Source organism: Phocaeicola coprocola (assembly GCF_041333015.1).
Classification (GTDB): Bacteria; Bacteroidota; Bacteroidia; order Bacteroidales; family Bacteroidaceae; genus Phocaeicola; species Phocaeicola coprocola.
Genome location: NZ_JBGKGM010000001.1, coordinates 165,487 through 185,539 on the forward strand (window position 1 = coordinate 165,487; position 20,053 = coordinate 185,539).

Genomic DNA, 20,053 nt, shown 5'->3' on the forward strand with positions numbered 1-20,053 from the left:
ACGACTTTATAAAAACAGGTGACAGAAATTTATGATATCTGTCACCTGAAGTTCAAAACTGAAAACTCAATCTATTAAAAATCTCCATAGCCTGGATTTTGCACATAATTTCCTTGAGAGAAATTATATTGAGGTTTAGATATAGGTAAATATTCATCACGTCCTAAAGTAAACTTAGCTGTAGAATAATATACTCTATTCTCCTTTTCCTTCAAAATATATGAATTCATTGTTTCAGCTGCAATTCCCCAGCGTACTAAGTCAAAAAAACGCTCACCTTCCATCGCTTTTTCTAAACGGGTTTCGAAGCGTAAAGCTTCACGAGCATACTCTTGAGTCCATCCTGTAGCTGGATATTCGTTTATCAAGTAATTGGCTGCATCCTTCGACGGATCATTAAAACTCTTCACATAGGTACTATGCATAGCACGACGCCTAATGCGATTAATACATTCTCTTGCTTCTTCCAAACTTGTTCCATCACCAATTTCAATCAAAGCTTCAGCTTTCCACAATAAAACATCTGCATAACGAATAATCTGCCAATTTAATCCAGAAGCTCCCCAAGGCCATCCTTTAAACATATCTGGACTCTCCGGCGATACAAAGAAACGTTTACAACAATGATAACCATAAGTACCTTGATCTCGTACCCAATTATTCATACAAGGCGATTCTGAATAAGTTTTCCATGTAATATTCGGACGTCCTATAATAAAATCTAATCTCGGATCTACTGTTCCATCAATCTGAGTATTCACAGGTTTATCTCCATCAAAAACAATAACATCATAATCATGATCATTAAATGTATTGAACATCGGTAAACCATTTTCGTCTGTTTGATAAGCATTTATCAAATTTTGACTTGGCAAGAAAAAACCATCACCACTATAAGGTCCTTGAGGAGCATTCAACAAGTTACTCCAATTAATACGTCCTGCATCAGGAGAACCATCATTCATAGAATATTGAACAGCAAATATAGATTCCTTACCATTTTCATATTCTAATAAATCCAACTGTTGAAAATCATCCAGCAAATCGTATCTACCTTCCAATTTATTACAAAGTTCTACAACTTCACGCAACAAATCCTTATTTATACGAATTACTTCATGTGTTTTTTCATCCTGCTCATAAGCTTTATATAATTTAACTTTAGCTGCATACGCCCAAGCTACATAACGATTTACTCGTCCTTTATCAGCTTGTTCTTCAGGCAAGTCTGTTGCTGAGTTCATCATCTCATCAGCTATCATTCCTAAAATTTCATCACGAGTATACTCATCATTAGAAATCTTTGGATAATCATTTATGTCTACATTCTCATCAAAATATGGAATTTTATTAAATAAACGACTTAACTCAAAATAAAAATGTGCCCTTAACACACGCATTTCTGCCTTTCTAGATTTTAGCTCAGGAACATCATCTTCCGAACAAATATTCAATACTTTCAGAGCTGAATTACAGCGTTGAACACAGCTATACAATTGAAACCATTTACTATCTACATCACCCAAAGTAGCATCCACGTCAAACGTTTCCAGCTTATGAATATCAGAAACATCACCGACTCCTCCACCTCCTTTATATGCATTATCAGCGCGAACTTCACCATAACTCCAGTTCGTCATAGGATGAAGCCATACACTACCAGTCTGTCCATCTGGACCTGTAAGACCAGCATATGCTGCACTAATTAATAATTCAACTCCTTCAGCCGAATTAAGGTTTCCGTTATTCAATGTTCCCTGAGGCTTGATATCAAGAAAACGGCTTTCATTGCAACTTGCTAAAACAGCAGTAGCAAAAACAAACGATAAGGTAATATATTTTAGTTTCATAAATTCTTTATTTTAATCATTAAAATCCAACTGATAATCCGAATGTATATGAACGTGGCTGTGGGTAAGTATATCCTAACCCTTCAGGATCTGCACCTGTATAATTCGTTAATGTAAACAGATTCTGTGCCTGGAAATACACACGTACATTATTTAAGAATAACTTATCAATAACTTTCTTAGGTAGAGTATACCCTAAGGTCAGAGTTTTCAGCTTGATATAAGATCCATCTTCAATAAAAAACTCAGAACTACGAGCTTCATTATTAGTATCAACCGCAGACAAAGCAGGAATATCACCATTATAAACTCCAGTTTGTTCATATACAGTCCAAGCATCCATAGCATCCAACAAACGGGTTGAATGGTTTCCATTCCATAAAGGGAATAAATCTGTATAAAATTTCGAATTATTCCAAACGTCACGGACCATGCCATTAAAGAACATACTCAAATCAAATCCTTTCCAAGAAGCTCCCAAGTTCAACCCAGCAATAACTTTAGGTTGATCAGATCCTAACCACGTTTGATCAGCAGTACTAATAATGCCATCATTATTCACATCAACATAACGAATACGTCCTACCCCTGGTTTACCAATTTGCACATCGTATTTTGCAAGATAATCACGAACCTCTTCCTCTGTACGGAATAAGCCATCAGTTTTATATCCCATCCACGAGCCAAACGGCTGTCCTACAATACTCTGATCAACTCCATTACCACCACCATAAGTATAATAAATATCAGAAGGAAGATCTGTTATCTCATTTTTATAATAAGATAGATTTAATGATACATCATAGTTAAAATCCTTAATTTGATCTCTCCAAGTTACAGTTGCTTCGAATCCTTTATTCTTCATTGATATTCCATTATACCAATAATATCCACCTTCACCGATAACTCCAATATAAGGACGTTGGATTAACATATCAGTTGTATTTTTATCAAAATAATCTAAAGTAAGTCCCAAACGGTTATTCAAGAAAGATGCATCTATACCTACATTCCACTGTTCTGTTTGTTCCCACTTTAAATCATTATTAGCTGAAGCTGTTTTAAAAACTCCTGGAGCTAGCAATTTACCATCACCTACAATATTATAAGAGGCTCCTTTTAGACTCATAATATATTTATCATAAGTAGCTGTATTATCAATCATATCATTACCATTTATACCCCAAGATGCACGAATTTTCAAGTCACTTAACCAGTTTTGAGTTCTTTCCATAAAGTTCTCACTTGAAAGTCTCCAACCTACAGAGGCAGAAGGGAATATAGCAGAATTATGATTCATTCCAAAACGTGAAGAAGCATCACGACGTAACGTTGCAGAAACCAGATATTTATTAGCATAATCATAATTTGCCTTTGCAAAATAAGATACCAAAGCATATTCACTAGCATTATTACCAACAACCTGACCAGAAGTTACTGCATCCAGATAACGGTAGTCTAAATCCTCAATAACCAATCCCTTACCATATCCACTCAAAGACTCACCAAATTCCTTTTTCGCTTCCATACCAGCCAAAATATTGAGTGAATGTTTATTAATTTCAAATGAATAATTTAATGTATTCGACCAAATCCATTGTAGGCTATAGTTGTGAGTAACATTCAACTCATTTGTATCAACTACACGACTTGCTTCCTGCCATGCCGGAACAAAAGTCGAGTTAAACTCATTATAGTAATTCAAACCAAAATTAGATTTGAAGATTAACTTTTTCACCGGTTCGATTTCAATGTAAGCATTTCCAAATATACGCCAATATTTATGACGATTGTTTGCTTCATTATCTGTCAAACGAATTAGATTAGGTTTATCACCCAATATATCCACATAACCTCCGGCATAATTTCCATTTTCATCGTATACCGGTATAGCCGGATGCTGGGCTATTACATTTTCTTCGATTCCTGAAGGGTTCAGATGACGAGTCCAGTAGTTTACAGAAACACTTTCTCCAATTCTTACCTTGTTATTAATAAAGCGGAAATCAGAAGTCAAACGAGTATTGAAACGCTGAAAATCAGTATTACGACACAAACCATCTTGATCCATATAGTTCATTGTCAACGCAACATTTCCATCCTTGAATCCTTTAGACAATGACAAGTTATAATTCTGCATTAAAGCTGTGCTATAGATTTCTTTAGCCCAATCGGTATTTCCTGTACGGATTTTTACACCATTTTGGTCATAATAATACTCCTGTAAAACCGGTTTCTCTCCATTTCCATAAACAGCACTATTAGGATGTGTACCATATGAATTCTTATATGCTTGCCAATACACATCTCCCCACTGCTGAGCATCCAACATATCAAATCCTGTAGAAAATGTCTGTGCCGTAAGAGTCATATCAAAATTTACTTTTACATCACCTTCTTTAGCACGCTTGGTTGTTATAATAATTACACCATTAGCAGCCTGAGCACCATATATAGCGGCAGAAGCAGCATCTTTTAGGACCTGAATTGATTCTACATCATTAGAAGAAAGGATAGAAGCAATGTTATCACGAGTCTGTACACCATCAATTACATACAACGGAGCACTGTTATTGATTGTAGTTGTACCACGAACCAAAGCTCCAGTATTCATTCCTCCCGGAGTACCATCCGTCGTAACATTCATACCTGCTACACGTCCTTGCAAGGCGGACATAACATTTCCTGTAGGAACATCAGCTACATCCTTCATTTTTACAACTGCAACAGAACCTGTTAAACTTGCTTTCTTTTCAGTCATATAACCAGTTACTACAACTTCATCCAGCACTTCTGTATCTTCTGCTAAAACAATATTCAATACAGTTTGCGCTTTTACGACCTGACTTTTGAAGCCGATATAAGAAATTGAAATTTCCGCACCTTGCTTTACAGTTAAAGAAAACTTACCATCAAAATCAGTAATCGTACCGTTAGTCGTACCCTGTTCAAGAATAGTTGCCCCGATAACAGGCTCTCCATCAGATTTTGAAACTACTGTTCCAGACACTTGCAAACTTTGTGCTTGCACAACCATACACACCATGAAAAGGAGTGCTAAAAGAAATGTTCTTTTTATGCTTTCCATTTACAAATAGATTAAGTTTAACTTATTACAAATCTCACACTGCCGTTCAAAACGGTATTGCAAATGTATGTAGAGCTTAATAAAAGGAATATAATAAATGTTTCATCCTCGATTAAAAATGATACATGCAACATTTTTAATCGAGGATGAAACATTCTTACTCAAAGAACGGAATTTCGTTCTATTGTTTTTTATTTTAGAAAGCCTCCTTACGTTTCTTACTTGTAGCTATCAGATATATACCTAACAAAATAAGAGGCAGACTCAGCAGTTGTCCGATATTCAAAGTCATATTCACTTCTTCTGCAACTTGCGGATTTTTCATAAATTCCAGTCCAAATCGTGCACCAAAGAAAATCAAGAGAGAAACTCCAGTTATCAGACCTATCCGCTTTTGAAGGTGAAATTTGTAATACATCAGCCATGAGGTCACTAATGCTATCAAGCAATAGAGCATTTCGTATATCTGTGTAGGATGACACGCTTGAGATTCTCCATTCTGATTATACAAAGCTTGCCATTCACGAGAACGTACAAACTCAAATCCCCAAGGTAATGTAGTCGGAAAACCAAATATTTCCGAATTCATCAGATTTCCGAAACGGATACACATGCAGACCACAGCTACCGCTGGAATCATACGATCAAAAAGCCACCACACATTTTTTTTCGTAACTTTCTTTGAGTACCAAACCAAAGCCAAAATCAAGGCAAATACTCCTCCATGACTGGCAAGTCCTCCTTTCCAGATTTTCAAAATCTCCAACGGATGTGCTCCATAATAATCCCACTCATAAAATAAGCAATGTCCTAATCGGGCTCCTATTACACTACTTACTATACAATATACAAACAATTTATCTGCCCAATAGTCAGGATATCCTTCTTTTTTAAATAAACGCGATACTATTTCATAAGCGAAAATGAATCCGAGTCCCCACATCAATCCATACCAACGAATTTCAAGGGAGCCTAAATGTACCAGAACAGGATCTACATCCCAAACAATACTTGCTAACGTCATAATTTATATTTCTTTGATATGGCCACAAAGGAACAAAAAAAATCTCTTTCCCGAAACGATACAGGAAAGAGATTTCAAAGTTATCTGAAAATTAATTATACCAAATGAGCAATCAGTTCTTCACGGTCACCTTCCAACAAATCGATAACCGGAACTTCAATCATTGTATAGCATCCCGGCTGCTGTTTCATAGAAGCACGGGCAACACATACCAATACTTGAGCTGTAAGAGCCGGATTGTTGATCTTCATATCGAATTCGAACAACTGATTATGTGTCTTTCCAGATACACCCTTACGTACCAAGTTAACGCCATGACCAACATCATTCAAATCGTCTACACAAGGAACCTGAATTACATGAGTCTCGTCATTTACAAAATAAGGATCAGCTTTGATAGCAGCTTCTACAGTCTTGAAGTCTGCACCTTCTTCCAGTTCCACATAAACCATACGGCGATGAATACCTGTTCCAACTGGAATTGTCATAGACAGTGCATCTTTCACGCCAGCAATAGCACGTACAGCTACAGAGTGTCCCATACTACGTCCCGGACCAAAGTTTGTATAAGTAATACCTTTAGGAGCAATAGCCTGCAACAAAGCGCGAACTACAGAATCACTTCCCGGATCCCATCCCGCAGAGATGATAGATACAGCGTTATGAGCTTTTGCTGTTTCTCCCAAAGAACGACGTAAATCTGTTATTTGTGTATGGATATCAAAGCTATCTACAGTATTAATACCCAAAGCCAATATTTCTTTTGCATACTTTTCTACGCTACGGGTTGGAGTAGCAAGAATAGCAACATCAACATTCTCCAATTCTTTTATATCCTTTACTACCGGATAGTTAGCCAACTCTGCCGGCTTGTTTTCAGCTCCATTACGACGTACAATACCTGCAACTTCGAAATCAGAAGCAGCTTCGAGTGCTTCCAATGTAAACTTTCCAATATTTCCGTAACCTACTACGGCTGCTCTAATTTTTCCCATATTATTTTTGATGTTTGAATTAATTCTATATTTTAACACCGCAAAAATACAAAATTAGAACAATTCTAAACAAACACTGTGGCAGCGATTTTGAAATAAATCTGCACAAACTTACAATTTATAACTTTCTTATGCCTATTTTTGTATTAAAATAATAAATTATCAGAAAAATATGATTGAATATATCAAAGGAGAACTTACCGAAATCACGCCAGCAATGGCTGTCATTGAATGTAACGGCTTAGGATATAGTATTAATGTGTCCTTGAACACCTATTCTGCCATCCAAGGGAAAAAAGAAGTCAAACTTTACATTTATGAATCAATCAGAGAAGATGCATATATATTATATGGATTTGCAACCAAGCAGGAAAGAGAACTATTTCTATTACTAATAAGCGTATCAGGCATAGGAGGAAATACTGCCCGCATGATACTTTCGGCTCTCACACCTTCTGAACTTTGTAATGTAATAAGCAGCGGAAACGATAAATTACTAAAGACCGTCAAAGGAATCGGATTAAAAACCGCACAACGTATCATTGTTGATTTAAAAGACAAAATTTCAACTACAGACATCGGTACATCAACAACATCAGCTCCTATTAGCATCACCGCCAACAATGAAATTTATGAAGAAGCAATAGCTGCATTGACGATGTTAGGATTTGCACAAGCGCCATCACAAAAGGTAGTGGCAGCAATATTAAAAGAAGAGCCTGAAGCAGCTGTAGAAAAAGTAATTAAGCTAGCACTGAAAAGGTTATAAATGACTGCTATAATTTATTTTACTATAATATCAGTATATATAATATAAGGAGTAAATAATACAGTCACTAGAGAATATATATTAATCATAAGACACACAATACACATGAAAAACACTATTTTATTTCTATTGGGGATAGGAGGTGCAATTGTATCATTTGCACAGTCCTATCTTCCCTCTCCTACTTCACTTAACACCTGGGGAGATCAAGGCAACGGAACATATATAAATCCGATACTGAATGCCGATTACTCAGATCCGGATGTTACCCGCGTCGGAAATAAATACTATATGGTAGCATCCGACTTCCATTTTTTAAGGATGCAAGTCCTTGAATCAGAAGATATGGTCAACTGGAAACTATTGTCACAAGTATATTCACGCTTCGACTTTCCTGGATGGGATACAAACGAACACTATGCCGGAGGATCATGGGCTCCTTCAATCCGTCATCATGATGGAAGGTGCTGGGTTTTCTTTTGTACCCCAGACGAAGGATTATTTATGTCGAATGCTACAAACCCTGCTGGTCCATGGAGTCCGTTAGTAAATGTCTGTCATGTAGAAAAGTGGGAAGACCCTTGTCCTTTTTGGGATGATGATGGGCAAGCATATCTTGGAAGAAGTATTCATGGTGCAGGACCTATCATTATTCATAAGATGAGTCCAGACGGGACCAAATTGCTCGATGAAGGAAGAACTGTATACACAGGACCTGTAGCAGAAGGAACTAAAATACATAAAATCAATGGTTATTATTATTTAAGTATACCAGAGGGAGGAGTTTCCGAAGGATGGCAAACTATTTTACGCTCGAAAAACATATATGGTCCATATGAAAAAAAAGTTGTTTTAGAACAAGGTAGTACAAATATCAATGGGCCTCATCAGGGAGCAATGGTAGATACTCCGTATGGAGAATAGTTCTTTTTTCATTTTCAACAATACAATCCATTGGGCAGAGTGGTACATTTGCAACCTATGCACTGGAAAAATGGCTGGCCAGTTATCGGTGTAGATATGGATATGAATGGAATCGGTGAACCTGTAACCGTTTGGACTAAACCACGTACTGGTAAACAGAGCATTATAACAGTCCCACAAACTGATGATGACTTTTCTTCGGAAAAGCTATCCTTGCAATGGCAGTTCAACCATAATCCTGAAAATAAAGCATGGTCGCTTACCGAGCAAAAAGGAATGCTTACCTTTCATGCATTAAGAGCCAGTAGCTTTAAACAAGCCCGTAATACACTGACACAGAAAATGATGGGATACAAAGGAACAGCAACTACAAAAATGATTTATACAGAACTAGCTGAAGGACAGTATTGCGGACTGGCTTGCATAGGTAAGGAAAATTATCTTATTGGTATCGCAAAACAGAACGGCAAAACATTTTTGTATTTTGAAAAAGACGGTATCATAAAACAAAAAGAAACTATTTCTGGAGAAGACATTTATTTACGTCTGGAAGCTGACGCAAAGGAAAATAACTATCAATTTCTAGCTAGTCAAGATGGAAAATCATACAAAGAAATAGGCACTTCTTTCAATATGAAGTTCGGCAACTGGAAAGGTGTAAGGATTGGACTCTATTGTTATAACACCCAGTCTGCTGACGGAAAAGTTGCTTTCGACTGGTTCCAATATGAACACGACGGACCTTCTATACAAAACAAACATTAAATAATAAACAATTATGAAACTAGTAAAATATCTTTTTGTACTGGGTAGTGGCATCTTCGCAGCATGCGGTTCTCCACAACAACCCATTGCTTCCCCTACTCCTCAAGAGGAAATCATCAACAATATCGCACTCACTTCATTTCCTGACAGAACATTTATGATAAATGTACCTCAAGATACAAGCTGTGCACGGACTTTACTTCAAGCAGTAATTGATTCTTGTTCGGTTGCAGGAGGCGGAACAGTAAAGATTTCAGAAGGACATTATTTCCTTAATGGTCCGTTACATCTGAAAAGTGATGTCAATCTGAATTTAGCAGAGGGAGCATACCTGCAATTCAGTGGTAAATCTTCCGATTTTCTTCCCGTTGTCCTCACTCGTTGGGAAGGAACAGAACTTTATGGACATTCACCTATGATTTATGCTTATCATGCTAATAATATTGCTATCACAGGAAAAGGAACAATCGATGCACAAGGAGGACTTGAATTTGCTGCATGGAGTAAAATAGAAGCCAACGATTGTGACCGGCTCCGTGAAATGGGAGATAAACTAGTACCTGTACACGAACGTATTTTTGGAGAAGGTACCGTTCTACGCCCCTCTTGCATACAGCCTTATGGATGCTCACGTGTCCTGATAGAGGGAATTACTGTTAAAGATTCTCCTTTTTGGACAATCCATCCTGTATATTGTGACAATGTGATAGTACGCGGAGTCACCATAGACAGTCACTTTCCGAATAATGACGGATGTGATCCGGAATCGACAACTAACGTCCTGATTGAAAACTGTACCTTCCGTACGGGAGACGACGCTATCGCCATCAAATCCGGACGAGATACCGACGGACGATATATAGGACGTCCTTCACGTAATATTGTAATCCGTAACTGTATTTTTCACTCGGAATGTAATGGACTTTGTATTGGTAGTGAAATGTCTGGAGGAGCATCTGATGTATATATGAACAATATAGAAATTGGAACCGTAAAAAATGCTATTTACTTCAAATCAAATCGGGACCGAGGAGGATATATACGCAATGTTGTCGTTGACAGCATTACGGTAGAACGAGCAAAAGGAGCCATTCTACGTTTCGAAACAAATTATTTCGGCTTCCGTGGTGGAAATCATCAGGCACTTTATGAAGATTTTCATATAAGTAATGTAAGCGCCGGCACAGCTGATAACTATGCAATTTTTATGGACGGCAATGAAGAATATAAAATCCGCAACATAAACATTGATAACTTCCATGTAAAAGAGGCACAATATCCTTATTATTTGATGAATACTGAATGTATAAACTTTACCCAATCTTCAGTTAATGGAAAAAATATTCCTGAAAGCCCCAAAGAAAGTCCTCAAAAAATATCATTAGATGTCTATTAATCCTTATATATCCCGGATTAGGTACAAAAGTTTAATTTTTTGTACCCAATCCGGGGTCTTTTATATAACCTTTCAGAAAACATCTAGATAAATCTTATAAAGGAGGGACAAAAGCATTCCTCCAAAAGATTTTAACCGTAGTTTTTACCTTTCATAACACATAATCAATTAAAGATAAATCTACTTATTTAACAACAATTAGATACATTTTTGGCTTTGGATAAGGACGTAAAGGGCAAAAAAGTCAGAAAAAGCCACATAAGAATAAGAAAAAAGTAGAAAAATTCTCAAAAATATCTTTGTAAGAGTAAGTGTTTTTCATAGGTATACTTGTTATATAGTCGAATTTTATTCGTTCAAGAATATCAATACTTCGGTAAATTTTTACCGAAAAATTAAAAGTTAAACAATAGAACCGGCAAAAGCTGGTTCGGAAACACTAAAGAGGTCATTGAAATGTTGTCAAAAACGAATGGTTAAGCATGAAGAAATGTGCTGAAAAAAAAGAGAGCTAACCTGCTGATAATAAAGGAGGAAAGTATTGCATAATTCGTTATTTCTTAGTAAATTAGAAGTCTCTGAACTCTTCTGATTATGACTAAAGAAACGCTCCTTATGCAATACCAATCCGAGTGCCTGTCGGCTCTCAAATCAGTAGCGAATATACACAAACCTTTTGAAAAAGCATTCATGGACACCATGAAATTATTCATGGCCATCCCGGATCGTATAAACTTCCTCCAATTGGGCAGATATGGTTGTTTCTCAGAACAGACTTATCGTAACCTTTTTGAGCATGAAACTTTCGACTGGTTTGCATTCAACGGCTCTATCATCAGCAAGCATCTCACAGGCAAAAGAAAAGCCATTGCCATCGACCCTTCCTATATTCCCAAATCAGGCAAGAAGACACCTTGGATAGGTTACTTCCGGTCCGGTTGTGCAGGAGAGTACAAGCGAGGATTGGAAATCATGGGCATCGGTATCATTGACATCGACAACCATGAATGCATGACTTTAGGTTCCATTCAGACACCGGATTGTAAGACCTTGGATAATATGGACAAGAACCTTGTTGACTGGTACAGCTGCTATCTTATCAGCAGAAAAGACAAGCTGCAAAGCATATCCAAAACGGTGGTTGCAGACGCATTCTTTTCCAAGAAAACTTTCGTAACGCCTATGTGTGAGAACGGTTTCCATGTCATCAGCCGCTTTAGGAATGATGTTGTCCTGTACTATCCGACATTGGAAAAGAAAACAGGAAAACGTGGTCATCCCAAGTGGTTTGACGGCAGGATTGACTTTGCCAATCTGGATTTGACCCGGTGCAAGGAATACGAGGTGAACAAAGGAAAGCTATACGGATTGAGGGTTTATGCTAAAGCTTTCAAAAGGTATGTTTCCTTAGCCATCTGGTATCCGATGGACGGAAGAACAGACAAGTGGCAACTTTATTTCTCTACAGACGATTCCATGGATGGACGTGAGGTGCTGGATTATTACAGAACCAGGTTCCAACTGGAATTTTGCTTTAGAGATGGCAAGCAGCATGCAGGAATCACCAGCTGCCAGTCTACCGACTTCAGGAAATTGGATTTTCACTTCAATGCATCGCTTGCTGCTGTCAACTTGGCCAAAGCGGCATGTAAGAGGCTCGGAATAGCCTATTCCATATCCTCCTGCAAGTCATTCATACACAATGCTTATATGCTTGAACGATTTATTTGCGTGTTTGGGATTAGCCCAGACCCGCAAGTTATTGACAAACTTTTCAAAGAACTCATTTTATTTACTGCCAGAGCCGCTTAGGCTTGGCGAATTTTTAACGAACTATTGAATATATAAAAACGAAATAAATTAAATAACTTAATGTATAACCTTAAAAAAGCAGGTATGAGAAGCAAAAACTCTTGCAAGTGCTCGAAAAAATTACTTCGGGCGTTATTGCTGTCGACGCTATTTGCTGTGCCTTCACAGTTTGCGTCAGCGCAGTTGAATATTGCTTTATCCAATGCCCAACTGGGGACAATGATTAAGCAAATTCAATCACAATCTCAGTATCAATTCTTTTATGATGATGATTTGGCAGATACTCCAATCTCATCAGTTAATGTAAAAGACGCTTCCGTAGAAGAAGTCTTAAATACCGCATTGGCTGGTAAAGGCATTAGCTACAGAGTTGATGAGAATGTTGTATATTTATCAAAAGCTTCTACTTCTCCTTCCGCTTCGTCAACATCATTAAAAGCTGCACAACAGCAGACTAAAACAGTAACCGGACGAATCATAGATGCGAAAGGAGAACCATTAATCGGTGTAACAGTAATTGAAAAAGGCACAACTAACGGTGCTATCACTGACTTTGACGGTAACTACTCATTGTCAGTACCCGATGCTGCAGTGCTGCAGTATTCTTATGTAGGGTACCAAACTGTAGAAATGTCAGTAGCAGGTAAAAATGTAATTGACATTACAATGAAAGAAGATACTGAAGTGCTGGAAGAAGTTGTTGTTACAGCATTAGGTATCAAACGTTCAGAAAAAGCCTTGTCATATAATGTACAGCAAGTAAACGCTGAAGACATTACAACTAATAAAGATGTAAACTTCGTTAATTCTTTAAGTGGAAAAGTTGCGGGTGTTAATATTAATGCTTCCTCTTCAGGTATTGGTGGTGTATCGAAAGTTGTAATGCGTGGTACTAAATCCATTATGCAATCATCAAATGCTCTTTATGTAATTGACGGTGTCCCTATCTTTTCTGGCAGAAGTAATAAAGGAGGAACAGAGTTTAACTCACAAGGAGCAACCGAACCCATTGCAGATATCAATCCAGAAGATATCGAATCAATGTCTGTACTGACCGGTGCAGCTGCTGCAGCACTTTATGGTTCTGATGCAGCAAACGGTGCTATTGTTATCACAACCAAAAAAGGAAAGGAAGGGAAAATGAGCATTACTGTAAACAGCAATACTGAATTTTCTTCACCATTCGTCATGCCCGAATTTCAAAATCGCTATGGTACTGGAATTGGAGGCGTATTAAGCGACTCTGGTATCTTAAGTTGGGGAGGTAAACTAACTGAAGCTAATGCCTTCAATTATTCTCCCAAAGACGATTATTTCCAGACAGGAATTACTGGAACAGAAAGCATTTCTTTCTCAACGGGAACAGAAAAAAATCAAACTTATGCCTCTGCTGCTGCTGTAAACTCCAAAGGCATTGTTCCTAATAATAAATATAATCGTTACAACTTTACAGTCCGTAATACAACATCATTCCTCAATGACAAAATGAAACTTGATGTCAGTGCAAGTTATATTCTTCAGAACGACCGAAACATGACAAATCAAGGTACCTATAACAATCCTCTTGTTGGAGCATATTTAATACCGAGAGGCTATGATTGGGAAGATATCAAAATGTACGAACGCTACGACCCTGCTCGCAAAATTTATACCCAATATTGGCCTGTTGGGGATGCTGCTATTGCGATGCAGAACCCTTATTGGATTAACTATCGAAACTTACGCGAAAACAAGAAAGACCGTTACATGCTAAACGCTGGTTTAAGTTATCAAATTTTTGACTGGTTAAACATAGCTGGTCGTGTCCGCTTAGATAATACATCAACCAATTATACCGAAAAATTTTATGCAACAACCAATACTCAGTTGACAGAAAAGTCAAGTCGTGGCTTGTATGGACAATCAAAATCAGAAGATAAGCAACTATATGCAGATTTTCTAATCAATATTAATAAAACATTCGGTGAAGATTGGAGCTTGCAAGCTAACTTAGGAGCCTCTTTCTCAGACTTACGTTATGATTTGATGAAAGTACGCGGGCCTATTGCAGACGGTTCCGACTCATTTACAGGAGAGCCTGTCGGATTAACAAACTGGTTCGTTATCCAAAACCTAAGTGCAAAAAATACCGAACGCTTAAATGAAGGATGGCGTGAACAAACACAATCAATTTTTGCATCTGCCGAAATCGGTTATAAGAGTACCTATTATTTAACTGTAACAGGACGTAATGATTGGCCCTCACAATTAGCTGGTCCCAAATCAGTAAGCAAATCATTCTTCTATCCGTCAATCGGTGCTTCTGTAGTTTTATCAGAGGTCATGCCTAACTTAAACAAGGATTACTTATCATACATGAAGATCCGTGGTTCGTGGGCATCTGTAGGTAACCCATTTGCTAGATATTTGGCTAATCCACGTTATGAGTGGAATCCCGTAGGAGGATCAGGACAGTGGAGTAACACCACCCAATATCCAGCATATAACCTAAAACCAGAAAGAACAAACTCTTTCGAAGTAGGTTTGACAATGAAATTCTTGAAAAGTTTTGATCTTGACATAACATATTATAATGCCAAGACAATGAATCAGACATTTAATCCAGAACTACCAGTAAATGGATATTCAGCCATTTATCTTCAGACTGGTGCTGTCAGAAATCAAGGTCTTGAACTTTCGTTAGGATATAAAAATACTTGGAACAACTTCACATGGGAAACAGGTCTCACCTACTCTATGAATAGAAATAAAATTTTGGAATTAGCTGATAACGCTATAAATCCAGCAACAGGTGAACCAATATCTATTTCTACATTAGATATGGGTGGATTAGGTGAAGCTAAATTCTTATTGAGAGAAGGTGGAACCATGGGAGATTTATACTCTCTGATTGATTTGCAACGTGATGCCAATGGGAAAATATATGTAGATGCTAATGGTCAGATAGCAACAGAAACAATCAGTAATCCTAATAACTACATAAAATTAGGAAGTGTATTACCTAAAGGTAATCTATCATGGAGAAATAACTTTAATTGGAAGAATTTCAACGTCGGCTTCTTAGTTACAGCACGCTTAGGTGGCATTGTATTCTCTCGTACTCAAGCTATGCTTGATTATTTTGGCGTTTCCGAAGCTACAGCAACAGCCCGCGACCAAGGATATGTCATAATAAATGATAATGATCATATAAATCCAGAAACCTGGTATAATGTAATTGGTGGTGGCACATCCGTTCCACAATATTACACTTATTCCGCTACAAACGTACGCTTACAGGAGGTATCTATAGGATACACATTCCCAAGAAAATGGCTGCGTGACATATGTGACATCAGAGTATCTTTGGTAGGTCGTAATCTTTGGATGATCTATAATAAAGCTCCATTCGATCCAGAAAGTATTGCCTCTACAGACAATTTTTATCAGGGAATCGATTATTTCATGATGCCTGCATTACGTAATATTGGATTTAACCTGAACTTTAAATTTTAACAATTAATAGGTATGAAAAAATATATAATCAACAAGTTTGTAGTTGGAGCTTTACTTTTCACTGTCACTTCATGCACAGATAAATATTTTGATATAAATTCCAACCCATATCAACCAGGAGATTTAAATCCAGATGATTATGCCTTAGGTTCAGCAATGAGTAACCTTGCCAGTACCGTTATTTCATCTGATGTAAATACAGCCCAATTCACAGATTGTTTATTGGGAGGTCCGATGGGAGGATACTTTGCCGATTCTAATTCAGGATGGTCTAACACAATCTCTAATTATAATGCAAAGAATGACTGGACCCGTGTATTTATGATGAGCGACCGCATTATACCAACCTTATATACCAATCTCAACGCTGTAAAAATTGTTTCAGAATCTACGGAGAACCCAGTGCCATATGCAATTGCTCAAATTATAAAAGTTGCAGCAATGAGTCGTGTCACCGATACTTATGGAGCAATACCTTATTCCCAAATCGGAGAAGACGGTAAGATCACAACCCCATATGATTCTCAAGCAGATGTCTATAATAAATTCTTTGAAGAGCTGAACGGTGCCATTGAAACATTGACAGCTAATAGTGATGCTAAACTTGTTCCAACAGCTGACTACGTCTATAGTGGAGATGTTCAAAAATGGATCAAATTCGCCAATTCCTTAAAACTACGTCTAGCCATTCGCATTGCTTATGCAGATATAAACAAAGCTAGAGAAATGGCAGAAAGTGCAATCACACAGGAATTCGGTGTTATTACCAAAAATGAAGATAATGCTGCTTGGAATTATTTTAGTACAATCAGTAACCCTCTTTACACAGCGGTAAGATACAATGAAGAACAAACAGGAGGTGATACACATGTTGCAGCTGATATCGTTTGTTACATGAATGGATATAACGATCCCCGTCGTGCTTCATATTTCGAACCTTCAGGATGGAGTGGAAAAGAATATGTAGGCCTACGCAGGGGCATTAATATGAAAAAAGCCGATAGTTACTTTTCAAAATACTCAAGAGTTAACATTTCAGCTTCAGCACCCGTTATGTGGATGAATGCAGCAGAAATAGCGTTCTTACGTGCAGAAGGGAAAGCTATCTTCGGTTTTAATATGGGAGGTGAAGCTAAGGACTTCTATAATGAGGGAATCAGACTTTCTTTTGAGCAATTAGGGGTTAGCGGATATGAACAATATATAGAAGACGGAACAAGCGTTCCAGAAAACTATACAGACCCAGCAGGTCTTAATTCACATGAATCAACCATATCAGATATAACCATAAAATGGGACGAAAATGCTGACTTAGAAAAAAAACAAGAAAGAATTATTACTCAGAAATGGATTGCCAACTGGATGCTTGGAAACGAAGCATGGGCCGATTATCGCCGTACAGGATATCCTAAATTAATACCTGCAACAACGGAAGGTAATCTTAGTGGAGGTATAGTCAACAGCAATCGTGGTGTCCGTCGTATGCCATATCCACTAGAAGAATATACAAGCAATACTGAAAACGTACAAAATGCAGTCAACCAATATTTAAAAGGAATTGACAACATGAGCGTAGACGTTTGGTGGGCTTGTAAACCAAGAAACAATTAATTTTAGAGAACTTATTAATTATGAATTCTATGAAAATTAAAGAATACAATCCGTTAAAAAGATCTATAGTTGCAGTAATTGCTACAATGGCTTTGTTTTCTTGCTCAGACTGGACAGAAACAGAAAGTTTAAATATTAAAACACCAACTTTAGAAGAAGAAAATCCGGCACTTTATGAAGCCTATATCAGCTCCTTAAATGAATATAAAAAGAGTGAACATAAAGTAACCATTGTAAAATTTGACAATAAAGAAACAGATCCTGCAGGTCAAGGAGAGCGTATTACAGCCTTACCAGATAGTATTGATTTTGTTATATTAAATAATGCAGACAATCTTAATGCTGTTACCATTGATGATATGCAAAAAATACGTCTAAAAGGAACGCATACCCTTTATTCTATAGATTATTCTATCATAGAAAAAGAGTATGAAGCTATGCTTGAAAATGAAGAAACGCCAGAAGAAGACACAAAAGTCCAAGACGAGAATACTGGAGAAGAAGAAATGACAACCGATCGTTTCCTAGAGTTTTGCGAACAACGAATGGAATACTATTTAGGATTATTCTCTAAATATAAATATGATGGAATAAACGTAATCTATTCAGGTATAGATCCATTAGCGCTTTCTGAAACTGAAAAGAGTCAGTTAGAAGCACGCCAGCAAATATTCTTTGGAAAAATTGAAGCATGGAAGAATACAAATGTTAATGCAACTTTTATATTTGAAGGGAAACCTCAAAATCTTCTTTACGACAAGAGTTTATTACAAAAAACAAATTTTATAATCATCCCTGTTGTTGATGCAGTAAATCGTGAAGACATATTGTTCACCACAAATATGGCATTAGTTGAAGGTGTTCCAACTGGCCGTATAATATATGGAGTCACCATTCCTTCACTTACAGATAGCAAAGACCAAACAGGTTATTTTGAAGCCCAAGAAAATGGGAGTCCAATGTACGCAGTAAAAGGTGCTGCATTAGCCGTTATCAGTAATAATAATAATAATTTCGTTCAAACTGGACTATGTATTTCTCGCTCTCAAAATGATTATTATTTTGGTGTAAAAAGCAATTATAAAAACATTAAAGAAGCTATTTCTATAATGAATCCGTCACCCTTAAATTAATAGACAATTTATGAAACTCTTTAAATTAAATATTATCACTTTTTGTATGGCAGCCGTTTTAATCAGCTGTAATACAAATGACGTAGAGGAGCATCACTTTGACAATAAACTGTTTATCAATGTAGAAACTCCCGTAGAAGAACTTGTTTTTAAATCAGGTTCTGAAAATGTAACAGAAACACGAGAACTGACTGTTGCAACAGCCTTACAAGCAACAGAAACTATTACAGGAAAATTTATAGCAAATCCAGCCTTAACAAGTACCTACAATATGATTTATAATGCAGAAGCTCAACCTTTGCCATCAGACATGTGCATTATTGAGAATCCTGAAGCTAAAATAAAAGTTGGAGGTACAACATCTGCTCCTGTAACAGTTACTTTTACAGGATTAGAAAGACTAGATCGTGACCTCATTTATGTAATGCCTATAGAGTTGGTTGATGTACAAGGTATAGATGTGTTATCATCAAAAACAAAGACATATTTCATTTTCAAAGGTGCTTCTTTAATTAATGTAGTAGCTGATATAGCCCAGAACAATTTACCAGTCAACTGGAATACTCCAGACTTGGTACGTTCCATGAAAACTATCACAGTAGAAGCTTTAATCAGAGTACGAGATTTTGGGACATCTAATGACTTAAAAGGAGAAGCAATGAGTACAATTTTCGGTATTGAAGGAAAATTCCTCATTCGTATTGGTGATGCAGGATTTCCGCAAAATCAGGTACAAATGGTAAATTCCAATGGCAATTTTCCTGCTGGAAATTCTGAATTAGGACTACCTGTAGACCAATGGGTACATGTTGCTGCAGTATGGGATGCAACCACGGGTGATAGAATTATGTATACAAATGGACAAGAAGTGGCTCGAGACTCAAAAGCATCGGGTACAGTTAACTTAACCAATGGAGATTGTTATGTTGGTAAAGCATGGAATGATGACCGTTGGCTTGATGGAGAAATTTCAGAACTTCGAGTTTGGAGTATACAAAGAACTCCTGAACAAATTGCTTCAAGTATGTATGACGTAGATCCATCAACAGAAGGATTAGTCGCTTATTGGAAATTTAATGAAGGCACAGGAAAACAAGTAAAAGATTATACAGCCAATGGTAATAATATTACTGCTGAAAATGATTTGACATGGACTAAAGTTTCTTTGCCTGAAAAATAATAACCCCTTAT

Annotated in this window: 10 protein-coding genes and 1 pseudogene; 7 read left to right on the top strand and 4 right to left on the bottom strand. The window is 37.1% G+C overall.

The annotated features are described in order from the left end of the window. Positions 1–74: 74 nt before the first annotated feature. The 4 genes from ACDG22_RS00585 to ACDG22_RS00600 form a co-directional block, all read right to left on the bottom strand. A complete protein-coding gene (locus ACDG22_RS00585) occupies positions 75–1,850 on the bottom strand; it encodes a RagB/SusD family nutrient uptake outer membrane protein (RefSeq protein WP_217769889.1) in 1,776 nt (591 codons plus the stop codon). A gap of 19 nt (positions 1,851–1,869) precedes the next feature. Next, entirely contained in the window at positions 1,870–4,896 is a 3,027-nt protein-coding gene (locus ACDG22_RS00590; RefSeq protein ID WP_370858847.1) for a SusC/RagA family TonB-linked outer membrane protein, read from the bottom strand. Between the two features lie 238 nt (positions 4,897–5,134). After that, complete coding sequence (gene lgt, locus ACDG22_RS00595; protein ID WP_370858748.1) at positions 5,135–5,962, bottom strand: prolipoprotein diacylglyceryl transferase; 828 nt, start codon at positions 5,960–5,962, stop codon at positions 5,135–5,137. A gap of 95 nt (positions 5,963–6,057) precedes the next feature. Beyond that, positions 6,058–6,957, bottom strand: coding sequence for a diaminopimelate dehydrogenase (locus ACDG22_RS00600; protein ID WP_022125668.1), 900 nt, complete (start codon positions 6,955–6,957; stop codon positions 6,058–6,060). 172 nt (positions 6,958–7,129) lie between these two features. Between ACDG22_RS00600 and ruvA the strand changes: the two genes are divergently transcribed. The 7 genes and pseudogenes from ruvA to ACDG22_RS00635 all read left to right on the top strand — a co-directional run bounded on the left by ruvA (position 7,130) and on the right by ACDG22_RS00635 (position 20,042). Continuing rightward, the gene (gene ruvA, locus ACDG22_RS00605) at positions 7,130–7,726 is read left to right on the top strand and encodes a Holliday junction branch migration protein RuvA (RefSeq protein WP_270668855.1); all 597 of its coding nucleotides are present in this window, start codon (positions 7,130–7,132) and stop codon (positions 7,724–7,726) included. A gap of 105 nt (positions 7,727–7,831) precedes the next feature. Beyond that, positions 7,832–10,811: pseudogene (locus tag ACDG22_RS00610) on the top strand (family 43 glycosylhydrolase). A gap of 594 nt (positions 10,812–11,405) precedes the next feature. Continuing rightward, on the top strand, positions 11,406–12,623 hold the full coding sequence (locus tag ACDG22_RS00615; protein WP_370858749.1) for a transposase: 1,218 nt from the start codon (positions 11,406–11,408) through the stop codon (positions 12,621–12,623). An 84-nt stretch (positions 12,624–12,707) separates the two neighbouring features. Beyond that, a complete protein-coding gene (locus tag ACDG22_RS00620) occupies positions 12,708–16,118 on the top strand; it encodes a SusC/RagA family TonB-linked outer membrane protein (RefSeq protein WP_370858750.1) in 3,411 nt (1,136 codons plus the stop codon). A gap of 12 nt (positions 16,119–16,130) precedes the next feature. After that, entirely contained in the window at positions 16,131–17,729 is a 1,599-nt protein-coding gene (locus tag ACDG22_RS00625; RefSeq protein WP_370858751.1) for a RagB/SusD family nutrient uptake outer membrane protein, read from the top strand. A 29-nt stretch (positions 17,730–17,758) separates the two neighbouring features. After that, a complete protein-coding gene (locus ACDG22_RS00630) occupies positions 17,759–18,862 on the top strand; it encodes a glycoside hydrolase family 18 (protein WP_177593976.1) in 1,104 nt (367 codons plus the stop codon). A 10-nt stretch (positions 18,863–18,872) separates the two neighbouring features. Further along, a complete protein-coding gene (locus ACDG22_RS00635; RefSeq protein WP_177593978.1) occupies positions 18,873–20,042 on the top strand; it encodes a DUF1735 and LamG domain-containing protein in 1,170 nt (389 codons plus the stop codon). Positions 20,043–20,053 lie beyond the last annotated feature (11 nt).

Coding starts and splice junctions, on each gene's coding strand:
- ACDG22_RS00615 (WP_370858749.1), top strand. CDS start 11,406: ATGACTAAAGAAACGCTCCTTATGCAATACCAATCCGAGTGCCTGTCG.
- lgt (WP_370858748.1), bottom strand. CDS start 5,962: ATGACGTTAGCAAGTATTGTTTGGGATGTAGATCCTGTTCTGGTACAT.
- ACDG22_RS00620 (WP_370858750.1), top strand. CDS start 12,708: ATGAGAAGCAAAAACTCTTGCAAGTGCTCGAAAAAATTACTTCGGGCG.
- ACDG22_RS00630 (WP_177593976.1), top strand. CDS start 17,759: ATGAAAATTAAAGAATACAATCCGTTAAAAAGATCTATAGTTGCAGTA.
- ACDG22_RS00585 (WP_217769889.1), bottom strand. CDS start 1,850: ATGAAACTAAAATATATTACCTTATCGTTTGTTTTTGCTACTGCTGTT.
- ACDG22_RS00600 (WP_022125668.1), bottom strand. CDS start 6,957: ATGGGAAAAATTAGAGCAGCCGTAGTAGGTTACGGAAATATTGGAAAG.
- ruvA (WP_270668855.1), top strand. CDS start 7,130: ATGATTGAATATATCAAAGGAGAACTTACCGAAATCACGCCAGCAATG.
- ACDG22_RS00590 (WP_370858847.1), bottom strand. CDS start 4,896: ATGGTGTGTATGGTTGTGCAAGCACAAAGTTTGCAAGTGTCTGGAACA.
- ACDG22_RS00625 (WP_370858751.1), top strand. CDS start 16,131: ATGAAAAAATATATAATCAACAAGTTTGTAGTTGGAGCTTTACTTTTC.
- ACDG22_RS00635 (WP_177593978.1), top strand. CDS start 18,873: ATGAAACTCTTTAAATTAAATATTATCACTTTTTGTATGGCAGCCGTT.